Below are 26021 nucleotides of genomic sequence, written 5' to 3' on the forward strand. Positions count from 1 at the left end.
CGGCCCGAGAGACAATGACGCGAATGGGAGAACGCGAATGATCGAGCACCAGACCATCAGGGGCGATTGGCGAAAACCGGCCACACTGTTCGCGCTGTTTCTGGCCAATACGCTGAGCTGGGGCGACCGCGCGCTGCTGGGCGTGGTGGTCGAACCGGTCAAGCGCGACCTGATGCTGAGCGACACCCAGGTCTCGCTCCTCAACGGTGCCATCTTCACCGCCTTCAACCTGGTCGCCGGAGTGTTGATCGCCAACTGGACCGATCGCGGTAATCGCAAGGTGATCCTTCTACTGGGCGTGACGTGCTGGTCGCTCGCGACGGGATTGATCGGCTTTGCCTCCGGCTTTGCCACATTGGCTCTTGCGCTCATTCTGGTCGGCGCGGGCGAGGCTACGGTCTTCCCCGTGGCGCTATCGATGATTCCCGACATGCGTACACCGGCCGACAGGCCGCGCTCGATCGCGGTATTTCAGTCCGGTGCGTTCGTTGGGCTGATCGGCGGATCGATTGTGGCCAGCCTGCTCGCCGCGGCTTACGGATGGCGCGCGATGTTCGTGCTGTGCGGGACAAGCGGTGTCGCGCTCATACTCTGGATCGTGATCGCAGTGCGCGATCCGGTGCGGCGCTTCGACGACCCGGACCCGTGCCGTTCCGGCACGGAGCAGGGAACCATTGCCAATATCGGCACGATCCTGACCACTCCCGGCTTCACGACAATGTCGCTCGGCGTCGGCTTCATGGGCACGATCGGCGCGGTGCTGGGCACTTGGGGGCCGGCCTTTTTCCAGCGAAGCCATGGTGTGCCTCTGGCCCAGGTCGGCGCCATCATCGGGCCGACAGTGGGGATTGGCGGGATCACGGGCACCGTGCTTGGCGGCGTGCTTGCAGGCTGGCTGATCCGCCGTTACCGCAACGAGCGCGCCGGATTGCTCGTGCCGCTGATCGCGAGCCCCTGTTCGGTCCCGTTTCTGATCATGTTTCTGTTTGCGCCGACCATCCAAGGCGCGCTGGTCGCGACAGGGATCATGAACTTCCTGATGTCGCTTGGTGTCGCACCCTGCTTCGCATACGGAACCAGTATGGTCGGTCCCCGCAGCCGGGCTCTTGCCTCCACGCTGATGCTGGTAGCCTACGGATTGATCGGCAGCGCCCTTGCTCCTTTTGTCGTCGGTGTGACCAGCGACTGGCTGGCTCCTTACTACGATGCGGAATCGCTCCGCTACGGCCTGGGGACGCTGCTGCTTTCGCCGTTGATCGGCGCGGCCTTGCTGCTCGTAGCCTACCGCCAACTCGGCGCAACGAACGAACCTGCGGCCGATTGGTCCAAAGCCGGTGAACGGCTGGTGCAGCATTAGGCGGCCGCCGAGCGACCGCGCGGGGCTGCAACTGGTTCCTGAGACTGGCCGGTGCCGGGCGACCTGTTCCCCGGCCCCGGTGACCAGGAATGGCCGCGTGCGTTATGCGCAGTTATCGACAATCACCTCCGCCGCCTCTCGAGGCCAGACTTTGTCCGCGCGTGATGTGGAGGCGAAGCACTCCCGCATGCCGCGCGGCAGAATCTATGCCTTCTTCAACGCTCAGCGGCTCTGCGTCTGTCCGACGGCCTCCCCGATTTTGGCGGCCGTGGCGATAATTGCAGCAGTGAGTGAGGGTTTCACCTGGTCGGTCAGGTAATGCGCGGCGCTGGCGACACTGATCGCGATCGCAATTTTACCGCGAGCGTCCCTGATCGGCACCGCGATTGAGCGTACGCTATCTCCGAGTTCGCTGTCGTGCTGGACGTATCCAGCCGACGCGTGCTGGCGCATATGCGAAACGAAAGCGGCGACTTCCTTCTTGGTCACGCTGCCTTCTCGCGATTGGCGGTAAAGCACTTCCCAGACGTCTTCGGGTTCGTCGAGTAAAAGTGCCTTGCCCAGCCCCGTTTCAGCAATAGGACGGCGGTCTCCCGGAGCGGTTGCGACCCGAAGGCGCTGCGTACCGGTGATGCGTTCCAGATGCCTCGACCAATCGCCTTCGCGTTTGCCGACAAAGACGCAAAAGCCGGTCTCGTGGGACAGTTCGGTCATGAATGGCGTCGCCACCCGCACAAAATCGATCTGTTCGGTTGCGTGCACGCCCAATTGCAACAACTTGGGGCCGAGGGCGAAGCCGTCCTTGGTGATGGAAAGGTAGCCGCGCGAACGCAAGGCCTGTACCAGCCGATGTGCCGTGGTTTTGCTGATGTCGAGCTTGCGCGCAAGGTCTGCGGATCGAACGGGACCGGCGATAACCTCATCGAGAATATCGAGAGCGCGCATAAGCGTTTGCGCGCCTTTGACATTGCTGGCGCTCGGTTCCGGGGCGACGGTTTGCGATTTCAAGGTCTTGCTCCGGAACGACCGCTCCGATGGGCCGGGGCGAGGTACTATACTTGTGGCAGGATACTGAATTTCACAATGTGGTGCAATTTAAAAGGCGTTCCATAATGCGTGACGTATCGCAGGCAAACTGCCCTTCCGGCTGATGATGGAGATGCCGACGGTATGAGATCGGGGGTGTTTCGGTACCGACTGCGGCACAAACTGCCAGACCGTCATGTTTCTGGACTCCGGCGCAGTAGAATGATGGTGAGGTAGCGCGGCCCAATGACGAAGTCGTGCTGCGGAAGACGGATCAAATGTATTTGTCCCGTCCCGGAAAACGCCTTCAGCGGGAATGGCAGGCATCTGGCAAATTCGAAGCGCACGGGCGAGCAGATCGCGTCCGCTCCCGCCAGCGGCTGATCGGCCGCCGCGAGGGAGGTACGTGACGCTTCGCGGCGATGGGCATCGGGCCTGCCATCACCATTCGGGCGACCGGAGTGCTCATCCTCCGGTCCTGGCGTGCTGCATGACGGCGAGGGCTTGATCGAGATCGGCAATCAGGTCGCCCACGTCTTCGAGGCCGACCGCAAGGCGCACGCCGTAGCGGTCAGCCTTGTCCTGCTGTTCGGGCGGCCAGGGCATGATGTCGCGGTGGCGGGTCGGTTCGATCGGCACGACGAGGCTTTCGAAGCCGCCCCAGGAATAGCCGATCGCGAAGAGGTTCAGCGCGTCGATGAAGCGGTTGCGGTCCGCCGGGGTGCCGCCCTTGAACACGAAGCTGAAGAGGCCGCAGCCGCCGGTGAAGTCCCGCGCCCAGATATCGTGGCCGGGCGAGCCGGGCAGCATCGGGCAGAGCACTTGCGCCACTTCAGGGCGGTTTTCGAGCCAGCGCGCGATCATCAGTGCGGATTCGGCCTCCTGGCGCAGGCGGACACCAAGCGTGCGCAGCCCGCGCAGCGCGAGCGCGGCGTCGTCGGGCGAGACGACGATGCCGAGGTCCTGCGAGCGCTTGCGCAGCTTGTCGTACAGGTCCTTGCGGGCGCTGGCACTGCCCATCATCAGGTCGGAATGGCCGCCGACATGTTTGGTGAGCGCCATGACGGTCACGTCCACGCCCTTTTCCAGCCCGGCGAAGCCGAGCGGGCTGGCCCAGGTGTTGTCGAGCACCGAGACGGCGCCTTTCTCGCGCGCAATGCGCGCGAGTTCGGGCACGTCGCAGACTTCCATGGACAGGCTGCCCGGCGCCTCGATCAGCACGGCGCGCGTGCGTTCGCAGAACAGCGCCTCGTAGGCCGGAATGTCTAGCGGATCGTAGAAGCGGGTCTCGATGCCGAAGTCGGTGAGCATGCCGGTGCCCATCGAGCGGGTCGGGTCATAGGCATTGTCGGTGATGAGCACGACATCGCCCGGCCGCAGCACCGCGAGCATGACCCCGGCCAATGCGGCGACGCCCGAGGGATAGATCACGGTGCCGTGGGCGCCCGGCTCGATCTTGGTCAGGGCCTCGCAGAGTGCCCATTGCGTGGGAGCGCCGCGGCGGCCGTAGAAGAAGCGGCCGTCCTCGTTACGGCTTGGCCCTTCGGCGAGCGCGGCGGTGTTCTCATAGAGATGGGTGCTGGCACGCCAGACCGGCGGGTTGACGACCGCGCCGGTCCATTCCTTGCGGCGCCCGCCGCCGACCAGCTTGGTGAAGGGGGCCAGCTCGTCGAAATTGTCCAAATCGCTCAAAATGCTCTCCGCTCTTGAGCGCGTAGACCTAACGCGGCGTGTGGGCAGGGTCGAGAGGCAAGGGCGGTTATCCCGATCCTTCAGGCCGCGATGGGTGAATTGGGGTCTTGCCCCAAGGTTCGGGCGGCTTCGATCTCTCGGACGGAAATGGCGGCATGGTCGCGCGGGCCGGTGTCGAGGCGGATCGGGGCGAGGCCGGAGCCTTCGCCGGGAACGCCCAAGGTGAAGACCCGGCGCTCCAGATGGCCCTGCTCGCCGGCGAGGCAGAGGCGCACCAGCGGTACGAAGAGGCTGGCTTGGCCCTGGCGCATCACGCGGATGGCGTTCAGCGGCAACTGCAGTTCGCCCTTGATCTCTCGCGTTTCGCCGGGCGCGAGGGCTTCGAGCGTGTGCTTCAGCGGCAGGGCTGCCGGATCGGGCGCGAGTTGCTCGCCCTGCGACAGGGATGCGTGGGCGGAGATCATGTCGCCCAGCACGCGCCATTGTTGCGACAGGCCGCTTTCCGGCGCCGAGAGCGTGAGGCGATATTGCAGCGTCGCGTAAACGAGCGAGAGGCGCAGGCTTAGCGGCTCGAAATGAACCGCGATCACGCCAGGACCGGCAGGAGTGGGACTCGGCGTGGGCTGCGGTGCAGGACGGCGCTGCGGTTCGGGATTGCGCGGCGGCTGCACGCGCGGGATCGGCGAGACGGCAGGAACCGGATCGAGCGCGGCGACGGCTTCGGCAGCGGCGACGGTCGAAGGTGTATCCGCCGCCTCGTCGGCGATTTCGTCCTCAGGTTCGGCTTCCGGTTCGAGACCGGCTTCTTCCCAGGCGGTGGCGGGTGCGCGGCGGCGGCGCAGCAGGGCGAAGACGCCGATACCCACCCCGACCAGCGCCGCCGGGATGGCGAGCCACCACTCCGGCCAATGCGGCGTGGTGGCGGGCTGGACGGCGGTTTCGGGCGCTGCGGAGGGCACGGCCTGCGGCGCGATGGTCTCGCCGGTCGCCGGGGCCGTCGGACCCGGCTCGGGGGAGGGCGTCACGGCCGATGAGGGCGCGGCAATAGTGGTCGCCTCCACCCGCGGCGCTTCGGCGGGGCGTGCGGGGGTAGCCGAAGGAACCGGAGCAGGTGCAGTCGACGCGCGGGGCTGCGGACGCTCGGTAACGCGAACGGCCGGAGGGGGCGGCGCGACGATGGTCGGAACCGGCGTCGGCCGGGCGGAAGGCGCGGCCGCAGGCGTTTCAGGCGCGGTATCGCGCGGCGAGACGTTGGGGTTCTGCGGATCGACCGGCCCTTGCGAACGGGGCGCGCTCTGGCCTTCCTGCTGGCCCGGAGGCAGGCTCCATGTGCCTTGCGCGAATGCCGTCGTCGGTCCTGCCAGAAGGCCGACGACAAGCGCTGCGCGTGAAAGTGGTGTCGCGAATTTAGTCACAATGCCCCGCATCAAGCTCCCAGCCTCTGTACCGATCCCAAATGGACCACGCGCTGAACCCTGCGTTAATGCCGAAGGTCCGCGCGGCAAGACGTGGGCGATCATAGCCGAAATCGTGCCTCTCGGGCAATCTCGCCGGAACCGCTTTCCCCGTCGCAGCGGGTTGAAGCGGAAGGCCGGGACACCTATCAAGTCCGGCATGACTGACACTTCCATGACTCCGCTGCATCTCGGCCAGACCAGTGCGCTGCCGGCTTCGCCCGAAGAGGCCGTGCTCGACTACGTTCCCAATCCGCGTCAGGGCAGCCTCTATCTGGTGCGCTTCGCCGCGCCGGAATTCACCTCGCTCTGCCCCGTGACCGGCCAGCCCGACTTCGCCCATCTGGTGATCGACTATGCGCCGGGCGAAACCATCGTCGAATCCAAGAGCCTCAAGCTGTTCCTCGGTGCGTTCCGCAATCACAACGGCTTCCACGAGGATGTCACGGTAGGCATCGGCCAGCGCCTGTTCGACGAAATGAAACCTCACTGGCTGCGCATCGGCGGCTACTGGTATCCGCGCGGAGGCATCCCGATCGACGTGTTCTGGCAGTCCGGCGCGGCACCGGAAGGCCTCTGGGTGCCGGATCAGGGCGTTCAGGGCTATCGCGGTCGCGGCTGAACCCGACGTAAGCAGGGGCGCCGGTTTGCGCCGACGCCCCTATGCTCCCGGACTTTCCCTCCGGATCGAGCGAACGCGAGGCTCGCATTCCCGAGGTCCATGCCGGGCTACGTATCTGCGTCATTTTGCCGCGAACTGCACTCCGTTGACTCGGCGCAGGTCGATCGTTCCTTTTCCGAGCGAGGCAAGCTGGCGGTTCGGGAGGCACTGGGCGTAGACCGTGGGCGCTTCGGCCTTGAGCGCCGCTTCGGTGGCCAGGGCATCGTCGAGGCGAGCGGTGCATTCGGTGCGCGTTTCGTAGGTCTGGACGGGAGCCGACAGCCTTTCGCAGGCCGATCCGTCGTCGCTGCAACCGAACAGGGCGAGGGCGATGAGTGTGGTGCTCACAGGTCTCTCCTTTCGAGACCGATAACGGGCGCCGCGCCGAAAATATCCCGCAAGCGGCGGGAAAAGAGTCTTTTTCGGGACTGGAACCCTTCGCCGCGTCGTGCGTAGAATTCGGTCCATGGACCAGACCAAAGCCAAGCTCATCATCCGCCCGGCCACTGTCGGCGACGCCCCGGCCATCGCGCGGCTCTCGGTGAAAGTCTACGGCAAGGCCGACGCTTTCACCCGCGCCGAGATCCGCGGCCAGATCATCAATTTCCCCGAAGGCCAGTTCGTCGCCGAATACGAAGGCAAAGTCGTCGGCCACTGCGCGACGATGATCGTCACCGCCGACCTCGCGTTCAAGCCGCATACCTGGGAAGAGATCAGCAACGGCGGCTACGGCCGTCCTCCCGCGCCCGAAGGCGACGTGCTCTACGGTTTCGAGGTCTGCGTCGATCCCGACTACCGCCGCCTGCGCATCGGCCAGCGGCTCTATCGCAAGCGCCGCGAGGTGTGCCAGTATTTCGAATTGAAGGGCATTGCCTTCGCCGGTCGCATGCCGGGCTACTACCGTCGCAAGCGCGCCTACCCCGATCCGGCCGACTACGTGCAGGCTGTGCGCGAGAAGAAGATCCGCGACCAGGTCATCAATTTCCAGATGAACGAAGGCTACGAGCCGCGCGGCATCCTGCCGGACTATATCCCCACCGACCGCGAGAGCGGCGGCAACGCGGTCCTCATGTACTGGACCAATCCGCTTGCGCCGCTCGATACCGGCAAGTCGGTTCCCGGTCTCAAGGAGCGGGTACCCTCGAGCGTGCGCGTCGCCACGGTGCAGTTCCAGATGCGCAAGATCGAGACCATCGACCAGTTCGAGGCCCAGGTCGAATACTGGATCGATGTCGCCGCCGACTACGAGAGCGACTTCGTGGCCTTCCCCGAGCTGTTCACGCTCGAACTGCTGTCGATCGAGGAGAAGAAGCTCCAGCCGGTCGAGGCGATCGAGAAGATTGCGGAATATACCGAGCGCTTCGTCGAATTCATGCAGCGCATGGCGGTATCCTACAACATCAACATCATCGGCGGCTCGCATCCCACCCGCGTCAAGCTGGGCCAGGGCAAGAGCGAGATCCGCAACATCGCCTATACCTTCCTGCGCGACGGTTCGACGCACGAGACCCAGAAACTCCACCCCACGCCGTCCGAGCGCCGCTGGTGGAACATCAAGGGCGGCTACGGCGCGAATGTGATCCCCACCGACTGCGGGCCGATCGGGGTGATGATCTGCTACGACAGCGAGTTCCCCGAACTGTCCCGCCACCTCGTCAACCAGGGCGCGCTGATGCTCTTCGTGCCGTTCTGCACCGACGAGCGCCGGGGCTTCCTGCGGGTGCGCTACTGCTGCCAGGCACGGGCGGTCGAGAACCAGTGCTACGTTGTCACTTCGGGCGTCGTCGGCAACCTGCCGAACGTGGAGAACATGGATGTGCACTATGCCGAAAGCGCGATCCTGACGCCCTCGGACTTCCCCTTTGCGCGCGACGGCGTGGCGGCGGATACGGCCGCGAACACCGAGACGATTGCGATTGCGGACCTCAGCCTCGATGCCCTGCTGACCGCGCGCCAATCGGGCGCGGTGCAGAACCTTAAGGACCGGCGTTTCGACCTTTACCGCGTGGAGTGGACGCAGCAGTAGGCCGGTTTACTTCCGCGCAGCGATGCGCTGCCTTGCTTCCGCTACGCGCTTGCGGGTCTCGGCGATCAGTTCGTCGAGGCTCTGGACCTGCTTCACGCCGTAACGCTCGCCGGTAATGTCGACATTGCCTTTGCGCCAGAACCCCGGCGGACAGAGCAGCACGACTTTGCCGGAGCGGGCATGGAGGCCGAGTTCGAGCAGGCTGACCGGACTCTGCGAACCCGGCGCAAGGTAGAGGATCACTACGTCCGCACTGTCCAACGCCGCGAGTTCCCATTCGACCTGGCGGCGGAATTCCGGCTCGCTCGCTTCCGGTTTCCAGGCCGGGTTCCAATCGGGACGGCGCGGATTGAGCAGCACCACATCCTCGCCTTGCAGGGCAGCGATCACCTGCTTCTGCCAGTCCGGCGCCGAACCCATGTCGATGCTGCCACCGAGGAACACGCGGGGACGGTCGTGCCGGGCCGGAAGCGTCTCGGGGGAGGTGACGACGACGGCGTCAGCCATGGCCGCTGCTGGCAGCAAAACGGCGCCGATCAGGGCGGCGAGAACGAGGAGAGGCTTCATGGACCGCCTCTAGCCGCGAGGCGCCGCCCGCCGCCAGCGAAAACCGCATGTCAGAGTTGGAGCCAGAGTGCGCCGAAAGGCGGCAGTATGGTGGCGGTCGCTCCGTTGACGGCCAGCAGCACTTTGCCTTCCGCAGCTTCGCCAAGGGTAAGCGGATCGGGTGAGAGATTGAACAGGCAGCGCAGGCGCTCCGCCCCTTCCGTGCGCTCGAACGACAGCAGCGGACCGTCCGCGCGGCATTCGGTCAAAGTGCCATGGTGTAGCGGTGCATGTGCCTTGCGCAGCGCGAGAACCTTCTGCGTGAAATGGAGCAGTGAGGCGGGATCGCCTTCCTGAGCCGCCACGGCGCGGGCGAGGTTGTCCGCCGAGAGCGGCAGCCACGGCTCGCCCGTGGTAAAGCCGCCGAGCGGGGCGTCTTCCCAGGGCAGCGGCGTGCGGGCGCCGTCGCGTGAGAGAGTGAGCGGCCAGTTGGCGATGGCTTCGGGATCCTGCAACTGCTCGAAGGCGATTTCGTCCTGCACGAGGCCGAGTTCCTCGCCCTGATAGAGGATCACGTTGCCGCGCAGGGCCATGAGCAGGGCCATCTTCACGCGGGCGAAGGCCGCGCGGTGCTCCGGTGCAGACCAGCGGGAAACGGCGCGGGGCGCGTCGTGGTTCTCGAAGGCCCAGCTCGGCCAGCCGCCGGTTTCATCGGGGCCGAGTTCCCAGCGTCCGAGCGTCTCGGCGACGAACTGTGCGGTGAGGGCAGGGGCGTAGAGGAAGTCGAAGCCGTAGGCGCTGTTGAGCCGGTGCTCACCCGCGGTATAGGCACGGCGGTCGGCCTGGGGATGGTCGCCGCCGATCTCGGCGACGGTATGGACCGTACCGAACCGGTCGCAGAGCGCACGCAGCCGTTCGACGAAGCCTGTCATGTCGGGATGCGACTGGCTGTAGGTCTTGAGCTGATAGTCGAAGGGCCGGGTGCGGATGCGACCGTCGGCGGGGGCGGGAGGATTGTCGCGCAGCAGCGGGTCGTGCATCGCGTGGTTGAGCGCGTCGAGCCTGAAGCCGTCTACCCCGCGCTCCAGCCAGAACCGCGCCGCGTCCAGCACCGCGTCCTGCACTGCGGGGTTGTGCATGTTGAGCTGCGGCTGCTCCTTCAGGAACGTGTGCATGTAGTACTGGCGGCGGCGGGCGTCCCAGGTCCAGGCCGGGCCGCCGAAGACCGACTGCCAGTTGCAGGGCGGCGTGCCGTCTTCCTTCGGATCGTGCCAGACGTACCAGTCGGCCCTGGAATTGCCCCGGTCGGCGCGGCTTTCCGCGAACCAGGGGTGGAGGTCCGAGGTATGGGCATAGACCTGGTCGATGATGACTTTCAGCCCCAGCGCATGGGCATGGGCGATGAGTGCGTCGAAATCGGCCAAAGTCCCGAACACCGGATCGACCCCGCAGTAATCGGCGACGTCATAGCCGAAGTCGCGCATCGGCGAGGTGAAGAAGGGCGATATCCAGATCGCGTCCACCCCGAGCCGGGCGACATGGTGCAGGCGGCGGGTAATCCCGGCGAGATCGCCTACCCCGTCGCCGTTGCTGTCCTGGAAGCTGCGCGGATAGATCTGATAGATCGCCGCACCTTGCCACCATGGCCGGTCCGGAGCCTCTGTGACGGTCAGGGTGAGAGAGCTGTCTTCGGTTTCGGTCAGGCTCATGCGTACCTTCCGCGAATGGGGTTGCCCGAGGTCATACCACCGCCGCCCCGTCCTTGCCGAGGGCGCCGCGCGAATTTTTTGCGGCGCCGCACAATCGCCCTTGCCGCATGGCAAGGCTGTGGTAGCCATGATGGAAAGCAAGGGAAACTGCGGAGCGCATGCCGCGTTATCCCGGCTCTAAACGACGCCGATTGCAGGGCTTTTGCGAGAAAGAGACTGTCACGGCCTGACCAGGAGTGTGCCCGTGGCGACCGATCCTGTTTCCAGCAGCGAGGCTGTTATCCCCTCGGAAATGGACAAGCATATCGTGCGGGTGCTGCGCCAGCGCGTCGGCAAGGACGAGCGCGCGGCCAAGCAGCATGACTGGTACACCGCCTCGATCCTCGCCTTGCGCGACGAGATCATCGAGAAGTGGATCGATTCCACCCGCCGCACGTACGATTCGGGCGGCAAGCGGGTCTATTACCTCTCGATGGAATTCCTGATCGGTCGCCTGCTGCGCGATGCGCTCTCGAACATGGGCATGACCCGCGAGTTCGAGGCGGCCCTGCGCGCCCACGGTCTCGACCTTGCCGCGCTGGAGGAACTGGAGCCGGACGCGGCGCTGGGCAATGGCGGCCTCGGAAGGCTGGCGGCCTGCTTCATGGAAAGCCTCGCGACGCTGGACATCCCTGCCTACGGCTATGGCATCCGCTACGTGAACGGCATGTTCCGCCAGCGCATCGACGACGGCTGGCAGGTCGAACTGCCGGAAACCTGGCTGGCCCACGGCAATCCCTGGGAGTTCGAGCGGCTCGAAAGCACCTATCGCATCGGTTTCGGCGGCGAAGTCGTGGCCGAGGGTGACGGGGTGTTCTGGCACCCGGCCGAGCAGGTCGAGGCGACGGCGATCGATACGCCGGTGGTAGGCTGGCGCGGCAAGCGGGTGAACACCCTGCGTCTCTGGACCGCCAGCCCGCTCGACCCGATCCGGCTCGATGCCTTCAATGCGGGCGACCACTTCGGCGCCCTGGCCGAGCAGGTGCGGGCCGACAGTCTCGTGCGCGTGCTCTATCCCGCCGATTCCAGCCCGGCAGGTCAGGAACTGCGCCTGCGGCAGGAGTATTTCTTCACCGCTGCTTCGATCCAGGACATCGTGCGCCGCCATATCCAGTACGACGGCGATATCCGCACCCTGCCGGACAAGGTGGCGATCCAGCTCAATGATACACACCCTTCGGTCGCGGTGGCGGAACTGATGCGCCTGCTGGTCGATGAGAACGGGCTGGAGTTCAACGAGGCCTGGGACCTCTGCCGCCGCACGGTGTCCTACACCAACCACACGCTCCTGCCCGAGGCGCTGGAATCCTGGCCGCTGCCGCTGTTCGAGCGCCTCTTGCCGCGCCACATGCAGATCATCTACGCGATCAACAGCCGCGTCCTGCGCGAGGCCCGCAAGGCCGGGTGCAACGACGCCGAGATCGCCGCGATCTCGCTGATCGACGAAGGCGGCGAGCGCCGTGTGCGCATGGCCAACCTCGCCTTCGTCGGCGCGCACTCGGTCAACGGCGTGGCCGCGCTCCATACCGAACTGATGAAGAAGACGGTCTTTGCCGACCTCCACAAGCTCTATCCGGACCGGATCAACAACAAGACCAACGGCGTCACCCCACGCCGCTGGCTCCAGCAGTGCAATCCCGGCCTTACCGGAGTGATCCGCGAGGCGATCGGCGACGGCTTCCTCGACGATGCGGAAAAGCTGTCCGATCTCAACGCCTTCGCAGGCGATACGCAGTTCGGCGCGCGCGTGGCCGAGGTGAAGCGGGCCAACAAGGCGGCGCTTTCGGACTATATCCGGAAGACGATGGGCGTGCGCCTCGATCCCGACGCCCTGTTCGACGTGCAGATCAAGCGCATCCACGAATACAAGCGCCAGCTGCTCAACCTGATCGAGACGGTGGCGCTCTACGACCAGATCCGCAGCCATCCCGAGCGCGACTGGGTGCCCCGCGTGAAGATCTTCGCCGGGAAGGCAGCGCCGAGCTATCACAATGCCAAGCTGGTCATCAAACTGGCCAACGACATCGCCCGCCGGGTCAACGCCGATCCTTCGGTGGGCGGGCTGCTCAAGGTCGTCTTCGTGCCGAACTACAATGTCAGCCTGGGCGAGCGCATCTTCCCGGCGGCGGACCTCTCCGAGCAGATATCCACGGCGGGCATGGAAGCTTCCGGCACCGGCAACATGAAGTTCGCGCTCAACGGCGCGCTGACCATCGGCACGCTCGACGGCGCCAATGTCGAGATCAAGGATCACGTCGGAGACGACAATATCGTGATCTTCGGCCTCACCGCGGAGGAAGTCGCGGCCAAGCGGGCGAGCGGCTATAATCCGCGCGAGGTGATCGACGGTTCGCGGGAGCTGCGCCAGGCGCTCTCGGCAATTTCCTCCGGCGTGTTCTCGCCCGACGATCCGTGTCGCTACAAGGACCTGATCGGCGGCATCCACGACCATGACTGGTTCTTATGCGCGGCCGATTTCGACAGCTATGCCGCCGCCCAGCGCTCGATCGACGCGCGTTGGGAAGACGTGGCGGGCTGGCGTGCCTCGGCCATCAGGAACATTGCCAATGTCGGTTGGTTCTCCTCGGATCGGACGATTTCCGAGTATGCCAAAGACATCTGGAAGGTCCTGTGAACCCACCCGAAAGCGCTCTCGAATCCCTGCTGGAAGGTACGCACGCCGACCCGTTTTCGCTTCTCGGCCTCCATCCCGGCCCCGGCGGCTCCCACGCCCGCGCGATCCTGCCGGGTGCGGAAACGGTGGAGGCCTTCAGCCTCGACGGCCGTCGGCTGGGTGCGCTCGGCAAAGTCGATGATCGCTTCCTGTTCGAGGGCAAGCTGCTCGGCAAGCCGCAGCCGATCCGTTACCGCTGCTCGGCGGAAGGCAGCGACTGGCTGGTCACCGATCCCTATACTTTCGGCCCGGTGCTGGGTCCGCTCGACGACCTGTTGATCGCGCAAGGCACGCATTTCCGCCTCTTCGACAAGCTGGGTGCGCATATCATCCGCCACGAGGGCGCCAGCGGCGTCCACTTCGCGGTCTGGGCGCCCAATGCCCGGCTGGTCAGCGTGGTCGGCGATTTCAACGACTGGGACCCGCGGCGCCACGTCATGCGCGACCGCAGGGACATCGGCGTCTGGGAAATCTTTCTTCCCGACATAGCCGACTATCGCGCCTACAAGTACCATATCGTCGGCGCCGACGGCATGGTCCAGCCGCTCAAGGCCGATCCCTTCGCCTTCATGTCGGAAATCCGCCCGGCCACCGCCTCTATGACCGCGCACCCCGCGAAACTCGACTGGGGCGACGAGGCTCACCGCGCGCATTGGGCCAAAGTCGATCCGCGCAAGGTGCCAGTGTCGATCTACGAGGTCCACGCCGGGTCCTGGCAGCGCGACCGCTGGAACTGGTTCCTGAATTGGGACGATCTGGCGGACCGGCTGATTCCCTATGTCGTCGAGATGGGCTTCACCCATATCGAGTTCCTGCCGATCAGCGAGCATCCCTACGATCCCTCGTGGGGCTATCAGGCAACCGGCCTCTATGCGCCCAGCGCCCGCTTCGGCGAACCGGCCGGGTTCGCGCGTTTCGTGGACGGTGCGCATCGGGCGGGGATCGGCGTGATCCTCGACTGGGTGCCCGCCCATTTTCCGACCGACGAGCACGGCCTCGTCCGCTTCGACGGCACCGCGCTCTACGAGCATCAGGACCCGCGCCTTGGCTTCCAGCCGGACTGGAACACCCTGATCTACAACTTCGGCCGCCGCGAGGTGCAGAGCTTCCTCGTCAACAACGCGTTGTTCTGGGCCGAGCGCTATCACGTCGACGGGCTGCGCGTGGATGCGGTGGCCTCGATGCTCTACCGCGACTATTCGCGCAAGGACGGCGAGTGGATACCCAATGCCCAGGGCGGGCGCGAGAACTGGGAGGCGGTGGATTTTCTGCGCGCCACCAACCGCGCGCTCTACGGCCAGCATCCCGGAGTCTTCACGATCGCCGAGGAATCCACGGCCTGGCCCGGCGTCACCCAGCCTGCCTACGAAGCAGAAGACGGCAAGCGGACGACCGCGCTGGGCTTCGGCTTCAAGTGGAACATGGGTTTCATGCACGACACGCTGCGCTACATGGCGCGCGACCCGGTGCATCGGCGCTACCACCACGACGATATCACTTTCGGCCTGATGTATGCCTTCAGCGAAAACTACGTCCTGCCGCTCAGCCATGACGAAGTGGTCCACGGCAAGGGCTCGCTGCTGAACAAGATGAGCGGCGACGACTGGCAGAAGTTCGCCAATCTGCGAGCCTATTACGGGATGATGTGGGGCTATCCCGGCAAGAAGCTGCTGTTCATGGGGCAGGAGTTCGCCCAGCGCCGCGAATGGAGCGAGGAGCGTGCGCTCGACTGGGACCTGCGCGAGGCCCCCGCGCACGAAGGCATCCGCAATCTCGTGAAGGACCTCAACCGTCTCTACCGCGAGAAGCCTGCGCTTCATGCCGGGGACTGCGACGGTGACGGCTTCGCGTGGCTGGTGGTGGACGATGCCGCCAATTCGGTCTTTGCCTGGCTGCGCAAGGCGCCGGGTGCGCGGCCGGTCGCGGTGATCGCCAACATGACCCCCGCTACCCTGACGGGGTATGGACTGCCGCTGCCGCATGACGGCACATGGAACGAGATCCTCAACAGCGATTCCCCGCATTACGGGGGAAGCGGAAAGGGCAACCTGGGGCAGGTCGAAGCCGCGAACGGGCAAGCCATGGTGACGCTGCCGCCTCTGGCAACGATCATGCTCGAATACGCGGGCTGAAACGGTAATACGAAGGAGAGTGAGTGCAATGAGGACGCCGACCGGATCGCCACTCGCGCGCGATGCCATGGCCTATGTTCTTGCCGGCGGACGCGGCAGCCGCCTGGCCGAGTTGACGGACAACCGCGCCAAACCGGCGGTCTATTTCGGCGGCATGAGCCGGATCATCGACTTCGCGCTGTCGAACGCGATCAACTCGGGCATTCGCCGCATCGGCGTCGCCACGCAGTACAAGGCGCATAGCCTGATCCGGCACATGAACCGCGCCTGGAACTTCATGCGTCCCGAGCGCAACGAGAGCTTCGACATTCTCCCCGCCAGCCAGCGTATTTCCGAACTGCTCTGGTACGAGGGCACGGCGGACGCGGTGTTCCAGAACATCGACATCATCGCCGCCTACAGCCCGAAGTACATGGTCATCCTGGCCGGCGACCATATCTACAAGATGGACTACGAGTTGATGCTGCAACAGCACGTCAACTCGGGCGCGGACGTGACGGTCGGCTGCCTCGTGGTGCCGCGCAAGGACGCCGCCGCCTTCGGCGTCATGCATGTCGACGAGAACGACGTCATCACCTCGTTCCTCGAAAAGCCCAAGGACCCGCCTTCGATCCCCGGCGATCCGGACCACGCGCTGGCCTCGATGGGCATTTATGTCTTCGATACCGAGTTCCTGTTCGAGCAGCTTCGCCGCGATGCCGCCGAGCCGGATTCCAAACGCGACTTCGGCGGCGACATCATCCCCTACATCGTCAAGCACGGGAAAGCGCAGGCCCACCGCTTCACCAATTCCTGCATCCGCGCCGCCGAGGAGATCGAGGAATACTGGCGCGACGTCGGCACGGTGGATGCCTATTTCGAGGCCAATCTCGACCTGACCGACACGGTGCCCAAGCTCGACATGTACGACCGCGACTGGCCGATCTGGACCGACACCGTTGTCGCCGCGCCCGCCAAGTTCGTCCACGACGAGGAAGGGCGGCGCGGGCAGGCGATCTCCTCGCTGATCAGCCAGGACTGCATCGTCTCTGGCGCTCTCGCGCGGCGCTCGCTGCTGTTCACCGGGGTGAAGATGGGCAGCTTTTCCTCGGTGAACGAGGCGGTGATCCTGCCCTATTGCAACATCGGTCGCAATGCGCGCCTGTCGCGCGTGGTGATCGATTCCAGCGTGCGCATCCCGGAAGGACTGGTGGTGGGCGAAGACCCGGAACTCGACGCCCGCCGCTTTCGCAGGACCGACAACGGCGTCTGCCTCATCACCAAGCCGATGATCGACCGGCTGAACCTGTGATCCGCCTGAAAAGGGAATATCGTTGAAAGTCCTCTCCGTAGCTTCCGAAGCCGTGCCGCTCGTCAAGACCGGGGGGCTGGCCGATGTCGTCGGCGCGCTTCCGGCTGCGCTCGCCGGGCACGGCGTGGAGATGACGACGCTGCTGCCCGGCTATCCCTCGGTGCTGAAGGAACTGGGTCGGCTCCGCAGTGTCCATGCCTGGGACTCGCTGCTGGGCGTTCCCGCGCGGCTGCTGACGGGCAAGATCGACGGGCATCCGCTGCTCGTGCTTGACGCACCGGCGCTCTTTGCCCGTGTCGGCGCGCCTTATGGCGATGCGGCGGGGCAGGATTGGGCGGACAACTGGCAACGCTTCTCGGCGCTGGGCCGGGCGGCGGCGGATATCGCGGGCGGTGCGGTGGTCGTTCGGGGCAAGGCCATGCGTTTCGATCTTGTCCATGCCCATGACTGGCAGGCGGCGATGGCCCCCGCCTATCTGAGGTTCGCGCCCTTCGGCGGCGATGCGGGGCGGGTGCCGTCGATCGTCACCATCCACAACATGGCCTTTCAGGGCTGGTTCGGCGCCGAAACTTTCCCGCGCCTCGGCCTACCGCGCGAGGCCTGGTCGATCGACGGCATCGAGTATCACGGCGGCATCGGCATGCTGAAGGCCGGCCTCGCCTGCGCCGATGCGGTGACGACGGTAAGCCCTACATATGCGCGCGAGATCCGTTCGGCGGCCTTCGGCATGGGGCTGGAGGGCCTGATCGTCGCGCGCGGCAGGGCGGTTTCCGGCATTCTCAACGGGATCGACACGGCGATGTGGAATCCTGTCGGAGACACCGCGCTCGCCGCGCGCTACGATACTCGCAAGCTGGAACGGCGCAGCGCCAACAAACGCGCACTGGAGGCCGAGTTCAGGCTGGACCGCGATGACGGCCCGCTGTTCATCGTCGTCACCCGGCTCACCTGGCAGAAGGGCATGGACGTGCTGCTGGAAGTGCTCGACCATCTGGTCGGTCTGGGCGGGCGGCTGGCGCTGTTGGGGTCCGGCGACGCCGCCATCGAGCAGGCCCTGCATGCCGCCGCCGCGCGCCATCCGGGGCGGATCGGCGTCCGCATCGGTTACGATGAAGCGCTCTCGCACCGGATGCAGGGCGGTGGTGACGCCATCCTCGTGCCCTCGCGCTTCGAGCCTTGCGGACTGACCCAGCTCTACGGCCTGGCCTATGGCTGCGTTCCCGTCGTGGCGCGCACGGGAGGCCTCGCCGACACAGTGATCGACGCCAACCCCGCCGCGCTCGCTGCCGGTGTCGCGACCGGCGTGCAGTTCGACGGGGTGCACTACGATGCGGTCTCCGCCGCGCTGACCCGCACGGTCGATCTCTACGGCCGGTCCGAGCAGTGGCGCACGATCCAGAAGAACGCGATGAAGTGCGATTTCTCCTGGACCGCGAGCGGGCAGGCCTATGCCGATCTCTACCGCGCCCTCTTGGCATGAGCAGGCTCGGCGCCTCAGTCGGGGCGGGCAGGACGCACTTTACCGTCCGCAGTCCTTTGGCGAGCCAGGTCTGGCTCTGCCTCTTCGGCGGCGACGGCGAGCAGCGCCGTGCCATGGAGCGTGACGGTTCTGACTGGGTGCTGGAACTGCCCGGCGATCTGACCGGCACATGCTACGGCTATCGTGCAGCGGGAGAGTGGGCTCCGGAACGCGGGCAGTGGTTTGACTCTGCGAAACTGCTGGTCGATCCCTATGCGACCGAGCTGGACCGCCGCTTCGTGCAGGATCGTCGCTTGGCCGCATTCGGCGTCGATACGGCGGACCTCGTACCCCGCGCGGTGGTGCCTGCCGCGATCACGCCGCTCCCGCTCACCCCGCCGCATTTCGTGCATGGCGGGCTGATCTACGAACTCAACGTCAGGGGCTTCACGCGGCTCCATCCCGAAGTGCCCGAACCGATGCGCGGCACCGTGGCAGGGCTCGCCCATCCGGCGGTGATCGCGCATCTGAAGAAGCTGCACGTCACGGCTGTCGAACTGATGCCGATCGTGGCCTGGATCGACGAACGGCACTTGCCGCCGCTCGGCCTCGTCAATGCCTGGGGCTACAATCCGGTGGCGATGATGGCGCTCGATCCCGGCCTGTGCCCCGGCGGGGTAGCCGAACTGCGCAGCACCGTCGCCGCGCTTCATGCCGAGGGGATCGGGGTCCTGCTCGATCTCGTCTTCAACCACAGCGGCGAAAGCGACGTGGAGGGCGGCACGATCTCCCTGCGCGGGTTGGACAACGCCGCCTATGCCCATGCCCCGGACGGCACGCTGATCAACGATACCGGTTGCGGCAACACGCTGGACTTCGCCAATCCTGCCGTCCGACGCCTAGCCCTCGATGCCATGCGCCATTTCGTCGAGACTTGCGGCGTGGACGGCTTCCGGTTCGACCTCGCCCCGGTGCTGGCGCGAGGGCCGGGGTTCAATCCCGCCGCGCCGATCTTCGCGGAGATCGCGGACGATCCCGTCCTGTGCACGCGCATCATGATCGCCGAGCCGTGGGACGTCGGGCCGGGCGGCTATCGACTCGGCCATTTCCCGCCGAACTGGCTCGAATGGAACGATCGCTTCCGCGACGATGTCCGCCGCTTCTGGAAAGGCGCGGAGGGCATCGGCAAACTCGCCACCCGGATTGCGGGATCGAGCGACATCTTCGACCCGGTGTCGCCGGGGTCATCCAGCCGTTCGATCAATTTCCTGGCCGCGCACGACGGCTTCACCCTTGCCGATACCGTATCCTACGAGCATCGCCACAACGAGGCCAACGGCGAGCAGAACCGCGACGGTCACGGCGAAAACTTCAGCTGGAACAACGGTGTGGAGGGCCTGACGGACGATCCGGCGATCCTCGCCGCGCGCCGGGCGGATATCAAGGCGCTGCTTGGCACGCTCTTCGCCTCGACTGGTACGATCATGCTGACGGCCGGTGACGAGTTCGGCCGCACCCAGCAAGGCAACAACAATGCCTATTGCCAGGACAATGCCATCGGCTGGGTCGATTGGGAAAACCGGGACGTGGAACTGGAAGATCACACCGCCGCACTGGCGGCGATCCGCTTGGCCGATCCGTCCCGCTTTGCCCGCCTCTCTGCGGGCTTGCGCTGGCTCAACGGGGAGGGCGCCGACATGTCCGTAGCCGATTGGGAAAGGCCGGGCGGCGATCGTCTCGCCTGGGAAGCGGGCGGCCAAAGCGTGACGCTGGACCGTGGAGCACGAACAGCGGTCATTCGGACGGGGCGTGAAGTCCGGACGTGATGAGTGGAAGCGGCCGCTCGCTCGGCCGCGTCCCGTGGTCCTCCTCGTGGGCGGCGACATGGCTGAAACGCATCGTGTTGCGTCCCGCGTCCTTCGCTTCGTAAAGGGCCTGGTCGGCGGCGCCGAGGCAGCGGGCGGCATGGTCGGCCTCCACTTGCCCGCCGGTACTGACCGTGACGCCGATGCTGACGGTGATCCGTCCGAACGGGCTTGCGGGGTGATCGAGGGACAGGCGTTCGACCGCCAGTCGGCAGTTTTCCGCGACGCGCAGCGCGCCGAGAGCATCGGTATCAGGCAGGACCATGACGAATTCCTCGCCGCCGAAACGCCCCACGGCATCGCCTGCGCGGCGGCCCCATCGGCCGATCTCTCCGGCGATGGCGACCAGGCAGCGGTCTCCGGCAAGATGGCCGAAGCAGTCGTTGTAGTCCTTGAAATAATCGACATCGACGAGCAGCAGGGCCATGCTCGTTCCGTCGCGATGGCTGCGCCGTAACTCCTTGGAAAGCGCGTTCGCCAGACCGTTGCGGTTGAGCAGCCCGGTGAGAGGATCGGTACGCAGGGATGACAGGAGCTGCCTGCGGGACTGACGCAGACTTGCCTCGATCCGGGCTTCCCGCGTGATGTTCAGCGCGCCGATCAGCAGTTCCGCGACCAGCCCTTCACCATCGTAAGTCACGCTGAACGTGAGCAGGTAGGTGGCGCCCTGCCAGGAGATCCGCGTATCGGGCAGCGGATCGCCGCGCGCGGCCGATCCGTAGCACCGCTCCAGGATCGGACCGAGCTGGGGAAATGGCGCCAGCACGCTGCATCCGTCGAGCTCCTCTACCGAACGACCGGCGACTGCGGCCATCTGCCGGTTTATGAAGACGACGTGACGGGCGCGATCCAGCACGGCGAGAGCGAAGGGAACGGATTCGAAGTATCGACCGACGACGGGCGTGGGGGCGTATGCATGAGAGGAGCGGTCGTGGCGGTTTTCCGGAAGCACATTGTCGGCATCGTCGTCCGCGCAGACGGCTCTTTCCATGAAATCCACCCTCCTGTTCGATCTTACAAGCGTTCCGGTTCCCCCAACGGTGTTCAAAAGTCATGTAAAGGAATGCAAAATCGTGACGCTTGTAAAACCTTGTAAAACCCGCTGAAGGGCTGCTGCCCGGCGCCGTTTGCGCTGATATGCTTGTCGCGGGGCTTTAATGCCGTGGCGAAGCAGAGCGGAGCGCGAATGCGGATTGCAATCCTGGAGGACGATCTGGCCCTTGCCGGCTATGTCGAGAAATCGCTGCTGGCGAGCGGCAATAGCTGCGTCGTATTCGCGGACGGCCGGGACCTCTTGCAACAGTTGCGCCGTGAAACCTTCGACATGCTGATTCTCGACTGGAAAGTGCCGGGCATGTCAGGGCTCCAGGTTCTGGACTGGATGCGCGAAAATCTCGACAGCAGGCCACCCGCGCTCATGCTGACGAGCCGGTCGGCGGAAGAGGACATCGTGGAGGGGCTGTCCGCCGGTGCCGACGACTATGTCATCAAGCCGGTGTCCAGTGCCGTGCTGCTGGCGCGGGTCGCAGCCGTGGCGCGGCGGGCCTATCCGGTCTCTGCGAACCCGGTCGAGACTTTCGGTCCCTATCATTTCGACAGCCGCGCGGAAACGATCGAACTGCGGGGGGAGGCGGTGGCGGTCACGGCGAAGGAATTCGCGCTGGCCACGCTGCTTTTCAGGAACATGAACCGCGCGCTGTCGCGGGCCTATCTGCTCGAAGCGATCTGGGGCGTGCGGCCGAACCTGCCGACCCGGACGCTTGACGCACATATCTCGAACGTGCGCACCAAGCTCAACTTGCGCCCGGCGAACGGCTTCAAGCTCTCGCCGATCTACTCCTATGGCTATCGTCTGGAAGCCCTGACTTGAACGCCCGTTTCCTCTGCCGCGCATCCCTGTCCGCCTTGCTGCTGGCCGCATCCGCCGGTCTCCGCGCGGAAGCGCCGGAGCACATCAGCTACAGCGTCAACCGCAACGATACGCTCTACGATCTTGCCCGGCGCTATTTCGCCGATCCCGCGAGCTATCCGGCGGTCCAGAAGCTCAACCGGATCGGGAATCCCCGGCGGATACCCGTGGGCCGCGTGCTCAAGATACCCCGTTCGATGCTGCGCCGTGAACAGATCGAGGCCGTCGTCCAGAGCTACCGGGGTTCCGTGCTTGTCGGCGTGCGCGGAGCCTCGGTCGGACTCAAGGTTCGCGAAGGTGACCTGATCGAGACCGGCGCACGGTCCTTCGTTTCGCTGCGCCTGCCGGACAATACGGCCGTCGCCCTTCCACCGGGAAGCCGTGTGCGGGTGGAGCGCCTGCGCCGCACCCTGCTGGCACAATCCGTCGAGCGCCGTTTCGTGGTCCAGAAGGGGCAGGCCTCGGGTGTCGTCACGCCGATGACGGACCCGCACAGCACGTTCGAGTTCCTCACCCCCCGCGCCATCACTTCGGTGCGCGGAACCCGTTTCCGCACGAGCTACGATCCCGCGAGCGGTGCCACGAAAGTCGAAGTGTCCGAAGGCAAAGTCGCATTCCGGGAGGCGCGAGAGCGGGAGCGGGAGCAGGCCGTCGCAGCGGGGTTCGGCACCAGCGACACGCTTGCCGCGCCGGTGCCGTTGCTGGCGCCGCCGGATCTTGTCTCGCCGGACAGGTCCCAGACCGAGGAGCGGCTGGCCTTCGCCGCCCGGCCCGTCGCGGGAGGGGGGCGCTATCGCTTCCAGATCGCCCGCGATGCCGGTTTCCTCGACGTGCTGGACGAAGCCTATGCGCCGACGCCGTTTGCGGAATTCCCCGGTCTGCCGCGCGGCACCTACTTCGTTCGTCTGGCCGCCATCGACGACCATGATCTCGAAGGCCTGGCCTCGACCTACAGCTTCGAGCGGCGACTAAACCGGCTGCGCACCAGCCTTGAGGAAAGCCGGGCGGGCCGATACCGGCAATTCCTGTTTCGCTGGCAGGCGCCGGATGCGCCGAATGCCAGCTTCCGCTTCCAGTTGTCCCGCAGTGCCGACGGCTCGGCGCCGCTCGTCGATCAGACCGGCCTGACCGAAGGCGCCTTCGTCATCACCGATCTGGCGGCGGGGACCTACTACTGGCGGGTCATGAGCATCGAGACCGCCGACGGGCAGGTTTACACGAAATGGTCGCCCACCAGTGAGCTGCGGGTCGGGACGGTCAAGTGAACCTCGCGGTTCGCCTCAAGACCGAATGGTGGATCATTGCCGTACTCGTCAGCCTGCTGGCGGTGATCCTGACGATCGGCAATGCCCTCTCGCGGCTGGACAATGCCGCCTACGACCGATTGCTGCAACTCGATCCGCCGCGCTCCGACGGCCGGATCGCGCTGGTCGAGATCGACGATGCCGCTCTTGCGCAATTCGGGCGCTGGCCCTGGGATCGCAGCCTCCACGCGCAGCTCGTCGACCGGCTGCACGAGGCGGCGCCGCAGGCGATCGTCTACGACACGCTCTTCACCGAGCCGGGGACGCCGCAGGGCGATGCCGGGCTGGCCGGAGCGGTGGCGCGGGCGGGGAATGTCTCCCTTCCCTTCTTCCTCGGGGCGGGCCCGAAGGTGGTGGAGCCGATCGCCCCCTTGCGCGATGCTGCGCGAGGAACCGGATTCACCGATTTCCTCGTCGATCCCGACGGCGTGATGCGTTCGGCGCCGTCGCCGCTCGGTTCACGGCTTCACCTGATGGATGAAGTTCACGGCAGTCTCGGCAGGAGCGTGCCTGACCCCGGCGCGGGGCGGTTGATCCCCTTTACCTCGGGCAAGCAGTGGCCCCGCGTATCGGCCGCCTCGCTTCTTGCCGGGAAGGGGCCGGGTGCGGCCTTGCGCGGCAAGGTCGTGCTGGTCGGCGTTACGGCTGCCGGGATCGGTCCGCGCTATCCCGTGCCCGGCCGGGGTACGATGTCCGGCCTCGAAATCAACGCCCAGTTCCTGCATGGCCTGCTCGGCAACCTGATGATCGGGAAAGCGGGGAACGCCGCGCGGATCGGTTTCGCGCTGGTGCCGGTCTGGCTGCTCATGCTGCTAATGGGGCCGTTTCCGCGCCTCTCCCCGGCGCTCGGACTTGCCGTGGGGACCGCAGGCATTCTCGTGCTCTCCGGGCTGTTGCTGCTGATGGGAAGGGTCTGGCTGCCGCCAGCCACGCCGATCCTGGCGCTCTGCGTCGCCTATCCGATCTGGGGATGGCGGCAGCTCGCGATCACGCAGCAGTTCATGCACGGCGAACTGCTGCGCCTCGCAGCCGATTCCACGATCTTCACGCCGCCCGCGAGGCAAGGCCGCCAGCCGCTGCCCTCGACGATTGCGCTGCTGACCGCCGCGATCGCCAGCAACCGCGACATGAAGCGTTTCGTCGCCGAACGGCTAGACCAGCTGCCGGACGCCACACTCGTCACCAACGGCCACGGCGATATCTTGCTCGCCAGCGCCTCTGCGGACAGGCTGTTCGGCCCCGAGCATGTCCAGGGCGACGAGCCGGGCAAGGGGGGCGCTCTGCTCACCCGTTTCCGGCAGGCAGGATCGCAGGAGCCGATCCGCTTTCCCGTCGGCCCAACGGCGGGGCCGCTGAGCTTCGATGCGATAACCGAGGACGGCCATTTCTTCACGATCCGCTTCGCTCCCCAGCTTACCGCCGGCGGCGGTTTCGTCGGCTGGATCGTCCAGTTCATGGACGTGAGCGAGGCCAAGGCCGCGCAGCGCCAGCGCGACGATATCCTCGAACTGCTGACCCACGACATGCGATCCCCGCAGGCCTCGATCCTCGCCGTTCTGGAAACCGCGCCGAGCGAGAACATCGCGCCGGACGAGGCGCGGCGCATCCGCCACTATGCGGAGCGGACGCTTGGCCTAGCAGACGGTTTCGTGCAGCTCGCCCGCGCCGAAAGCCTCGAATATGCGCTGGAGGATGTCGCGCTGGGCGACATGATGATCGACGCCATCGACGATCTCTGGCCGCAGCTCACCGCCAGGTCGATCTCGATCGACACTTACGGCGAGGACGAGCGCCTGATCGTCCGGGTGGAGCGCTCCCTGGTGACTCGCGCGCTGATCAACCTCCTCGACAATGCAATCAAGTACAGCCCCGCAGGAAGCCGTATCCGCTGTACGGTGGGCCAGGAACCGGATGGCGAGCCGCGCGCGTTCTGTGCGATCTCGGACGAAGGACCCGGACTGGAGGAGGCACATCGCCACCGGCTGTTCGAACGCTTCCATCGCGGACCGCTGGGAGCCGGTCGGCGCATGGACGGGGTCGGACTGGGCCTCAGCTTCGTGCATACCGTCGTGGTGCGGCATCGCGGCGAGGTCCGCTGCCTCGGCGAGGTCGGGCGGGGCGCGACGTTCTCGCTGATCCTGCCGCTTGCGGATCGAACGCCGTCCTGACGAACCTACCGTCCGGCGGTTTCCGGCTCGGCCGCGCTGCCCAGCTCTGCCAGGAAGGCTTGGGAAAGCCGATCCTCGCTTCCGGGTTTGCCACGCCGGACCGGCATCTGTCCGACAAGGCGGTAGAGTTCGCGTCCGGTCGCGCGATCCGAAACGACCAGTGTGTAGACCCGCTGGTCGATGGGCCGGGACCGCGTGGGCGATACGAGCCAGGTCTTTTCGTCGGCTCCGCTCTCGGGCGCGAAAAGGCCTGTCCGGCCGGGCAGGAGCGCGTTCGTGAACTGGACGAAGTAATCGGGCTTTCGGGAGCGGGAAAGGCCGCGCGCGGCGAGCCTCTCTAGCAGCGCCGTTCCCCATGCGCTGTCGCCTGAAGCTGCGCCGACGAGTTCGATGCCGCCCGCCTGCGGCATGGTACCCGTTGTCCGGAGCGCCGCTTTCGGCGGCGATGCACAGGCGGACAGCAGGCCGGCCGATCCCAGCAGGAGCAGCGAAACGGGTAATTTCATTGTCATTTCCGATTCAAGCCTGCGAGGGACGAATGGTCTCGTAGAAAAGCGCGCGGCGGAGAGGCAACTGCCTCGCTCGCGAATTTACACTGCTTTACATCGTTCCTGCGGGTTTTCGCTTATGCTGTGCAGGCCGCAGAGACCCGCTGCGGTCACGTCGATCGCGCCGCTGCACTACCCCCGCGCCAGCACGAACACCCCAT

The 26021-nt window shown here is 65.9% G+C and carries 19 protein-coding genes; 11 read left to right on the top strand and 8 right to left on the bottom strand.

Annotated elements, in window-relative coordinates; all coding sequences use genetic code 11:
• The first annotated feature begins 37 nt into the window (after nucleotides 1–37).
• A complete protein-coding gene (locus tag AC4D6D_RS20540) occupies nucleotides 38–1357 on the top strand; it encodes a spinster family MFS transporter (protein WP_491327384.1) in 1320 nt (439 codons plus the stop codon).
• A 222-nt stretch (nucleotides 1358–1579) separates the two neighbouring features.
• Here the strand turns inward: AC4D6D_RS20540 and AC4D6D_RS20545 are convergent, their stop codons facing one another.
• The 3 genes from AC4D6D_RS20545 to AC4D6D_RS20555 all read right to left on the bottom strand — a co-directional run bounded on the left by AC4D6D_RS20545 (nucleotide 1580) and on the right by AC4D6D_RS20555 (nucleotide 5490).
• Nucleotides 1580–2365 (bottom strand): IclR family transcriptional regulator, encoded by a 786-nt coding sequence (locus tag AC4D6D_RS20545; protein ID WP_491327385.1) that lies wholly within the window; start codon nucleotides 2363–2365, stop codon nucleotides 1580–1582.
• Between the two features lie 483 nt (nucleotides 2366–2848).
• The gene (gene metC, locus AC4D6D_RS20550; RefSeq protein WP_491327386.1) at nucleotides 2849–4075 is read right to left on the bottom strand and encodes a cystathionine beta-lyase; all 1227 of its coding nucleotides are present in this window, start codon (nucleotides 4073–4075) and stop codon (nucleotides 2849–2851) included.
• An 80-nt stretch (nucleotides 4076–4155) separates the two neighbouring features.
• Nucleotides 4156–5490, bottom strand: a complete 1335-nt coding sequence (locus AC4D6D_RS20555) for a hypothetical protein (protein WP_491327387.1) — start codon at nucleotides 5488–5490, stop codon at nucleotides 4156–4158.
• Between the two features lie 199 nt (nucleotides 5491–5689).
• On the opposite strand from AC4D6D_RS20555, the gene queF reads away from it, so the two are divergent.
• Nucleotides 5690–6151, top strand: a complete 462-nt coding sequence (gene queF / locus AC4D6D_RS20560) for a preQ(1) synthase (protein ID WP_491327388.1) — start codon at nucleotides 5690–5692, stop codon at nucleotides 6149–6151.
• A 120-nt stretch (nucleotides 6152–6271) separates the two neighbouring features.
• Here the strand turns inward: queF and AC4D6D_RS20565 are convergent, their stop codons facing one another.
• The gene (locus AC4D6D_RS20565; RefSeq protein WP_491327389.1) at nucleotides 6272–6538 is read right to left on the bottom strand and encodes a hypothetical protein; all 267 of its coding nucleotides are present in this window, start codon (nucleotides 6536–6538) and stop codon (nucleotides 6272–6274) included.
• A gap of 118 nt (nucleotides 6539–6656) precedes the next feature.
• On the opposite strand from AC4D6D_RS20565, the gene AC4D6D_RS20570 reads away from it, so the two are divergent.
• Complete coding sequence (locus AC4D6D_RS20570; protein ID WP_147220467.1) at nucleotides 6657–8216, top strand: carbon-nitrogen hydrolase family protein; 1560 nt, start codon at nucleotides 6657–6659, stop codon at nucleotides 8214–8216.
• A 6-nt stretch (nucleotides 8217–8222) separates the two neighbouring features.
• Here the strand turns inward: AC4D6D_RS20570 and AC4D6D_RS20575 are convergent, their stop codons facing one another.
• Together AC4D6D_RS20575 and AC4D6D_RS20580 are read right to left on the bottom strand one after the other, a co-directional pair.
• Complete coding sequence (locus AC4D6D_RS20575) at nucleotides 8223–8783, bottom strand: nucleoside 2-deoxyribosyltransferase domain-containing protein (RefSeq protein WP_491327390.1); 561 nt, start codon at nucleotides 8781–8783, stop codon at nucleotides 8223–8225.
• A 50-nt stretch (nucleotides 8784–8833) separates the two neighbouring features.
• Nucleotides 8834–10471 (bottom strand): alpha-amylase family glycosyl hydrolase, encoded by a 1638-nt coding sequence (locus AC4D6D_RS20580; protein ID WP_491327391.1) that lies wholly within the window; start codon nucleotides 10469–10471, stop codon nucleotides 8834–8836.
• A gap of 292 nt (nucleotides 10472–10763) precedes the next feature.
• Here AC4D6D_RS20580 and AC4D6D_RS20585 point away from each other — a divergent pair, with 292 nt between their 5' ends.
• From AC4D6D_RS20585 to glgX, 5 genes are read left to right on the top strand one after another with little or no spacing between them, the layout of a single operon-like run.
• Nucleotides 10764–13145 (top strand): glycogen/starch/alpha-glucan phosphorylase, encoded by a 2382-nt coding sequence (locus AC4D6D_RS20585; RefSeq protein ID WP_491328783.1) that lies wholly within the window; start codon nucleotides 10764–10766, stop codon nucleotides 13143–13145.
• Nucleotides 13142–15316: a 1,4-alpha-glucan branching protein GlgB gene (gene glgB, locus AC4D6D_RS20590; protein ID WP_491327392.1), complete on the top strand. Its 2175-nt coding sequence runs from the start codon at nucleotides 13142–13144 to the stop codon at nucleotides 15314–15316. The genes AC4D6D_RS20585 and glgB overlap by 4 nt, the downstream gene beginning before the upstream one ends.
• Before the next feature lie 28 nt (nucleotides 15317–15344).
• The gene (glgC, locus tag AC4D6D_RS20595; RefSeq protein WP_491327393.1) at nucleotides 15345–16607 is read left to right on the top strand and encodes a glucose-1-phosphate adenylyltransferase; all 1263 of its coding nucleotides are present in this window, start codon (nucleotides 15345–15347) and stop codon (nucleotides 16605–16607) included.
• 16 nt (nucleotides 16608–16623) lie between these two features.
• Complete coding sequence (glgA, locus tag AC4D6D_RS20600; RefSeq protein WP_491328784.1) at nucleotides 16624–18087, top strand: glycogen synthase GlgA; 1464 nt, start codon at nucleotides 16624–16626, stop codon at nucleotides 18085–18087.
• Nucleotides 18084–19892, top strand: coding sequence for a glycogen debranching protein GlgX (gene glgX, locus AC4D6D_RS20605; protein ID WP_491327394.1), 1809 nt, complete (start codon nucleotides 18084–18086; stop codon nucleotides 19890–19892). Before glgA ends, glgX begins: the two co-directional genes overlap by 4 nt.
• Here glgX and AC4D6D_RS20610 read toward each other — a convergent pair.
• Nucleotides 19861–20922: a diguanylate cyclase gene (locus AC4D6D_RS20610; RefSeq protein WP_491327395.1), complete on the bottom strand. Its 1062-nt coding sequence runs from the start codon at nucleotides 20920–20922 to the stop codon at nucleotides 19861–19863. The genes glgX and AC4D6D_RS20610 overlap by 32 nt on opposite strands.
• Nucleotides 20923–21117: 195 nt before the next feature.
• Between AC4D6D_RS20610 and AC4D6D_RS20615 the strand changes: the two genes are divergently transcribed.
• From AC4D6D_RS20615 to AC4D6D_RS20625, 3 genes are read left to right on the top strand one after another with little or no spacing between them, the layout of a single operon-like run.
• The gene (locus AC4D6D_RS20615; RefSeq protein ID WP_491327396.1) at nucleotides 21118–21801 is read left to right on the top strand and encodes a response regulator transcription factor; all 684 of its coding nucleotides are present in this window, start codon (nucleotides 21118–21120) and stop codon (nucleotides 21799–21801) included.
• Entirely contained in the window at nucleotides 21798–23105 is a 1308-nt protein-coding gene (locus tag AC4D6D_RS20620; protein ID WP_491327397.1) for a FecR family protein, read from the top strand. The genes AC4D6D_RS20615 and AC4D6D_RS20620 overlap by 4 nt, the downstream gene beginning before the upstream one ends.
• A complete protein-coding gene (locus tag AC4D6D_RS20625; RefSeq protein WP_491327398.1) occupies nucleotides 23102–25312 on the top strand; it encodes a CHASE2 domain-containing protein in 2211 nt (736 codons plus the stop codon). Before AC4D6D_RS20620 ends, AC4D6D_RS20625 begins: the two co-directional genes overlap by 4 nt.
• A 5-nt stretch (nucleotides 25313–25317) precedes the next feature.
• Here AC4D6D_RS20625 and AC4D6D_RS20630 read toward each other — a convergent pair whose 3' ends face one another.
• Nucleotides 25318–25818, bottom strand: a complete 501-nt coding sequence (locus tag AC4D6D_RS20630) for a hypothetical protein (RefSeq protein WP_491327399.1) — start codon at nucleotides 25816–25818, stop codon at nucleotides 25318–25320.
• Nucleotides 25819–26021: the final 203 nt, after the last annotated feature.

It is taken from the genome of Novosphingobium sp. BF6, from assembly GCF_058273105.1.

Coding starts and splice junctions, on each gene's coding strand:
- AC4D6D_RS20570 (WP_147220467.1), top strand. CDS start 6,657: ATGGACCAGACCAAAGCCAAGCTCATCATCCGCCCGGCCACTGTCGGC.
- AC4D6D_RS20630 (WP_491327399.1), bottom strand. CDS start 25,818: ATGAAATTACCCGTTTCGCTGCTCCTGCTGGGATCGGCCGGCCTGCTG.
- AC4D6D_RS20610 (WP_491327395.1), bottom strand. CDS start 20,922: ATGGAAAGAGCCGTCTGCGCGGACGACGATGCCGACAATGTGCTTCCG.
- AC4D6D_RS20615 (WP_491327396.1), top strand. CDS start 21,118: ATGCGGATTGCAATCCTGGAGGACGATCTGGCCCTTGCCGGCTATGTC.
- queF (WP_491327388.1), top strand. CDS start 5,690: ATGACTGACACTTCCATGACTCCGCTGCATCTCGGCCAGACCAGTGCG.
- AC4D6D_RS20540 (WP_491327384.1), top strand. CDS start 38: ATGATCGAGCACCAGACCATCAGGGGCGATTGGCGAAAACCGGCCACA.
- glgC (WP_491327393.1), top strand. CDS start 15,345: ATGAGGACGCCGACCGGATCGCCACTCGCGCGCGATGCCATGGCCTAT.
- glgX (WP_491327394.1), top strand. CDS start 18,084: ATGAGCAGGCTCGGCGCCTCAGTCGGGGCGGGCAGGACGCACTTTACC.
- AC4D6D_RS20585 (WP_491328783.1), top strand. CDS start 10,764: ATGGACAAGCATATCGTGCGGGTGCTGCGCCAGCGCGTCGGCAAGGAC.
- AC4D6D_RS20580 (WP_491327391.1), bottom strand. CDS start 10,471: ATGAGCCTGACCGAAACCGAAGACAGCTCTCTCACCCTGACCGTCACA.
- AC4D6D_RS20575 (WP_491327390.1), bottom strand. CDS start 8,783: ATGAAGCCTCTCCTCGTTCTCGCCGCCCTGATCGGCGCCGTTTTGCTG.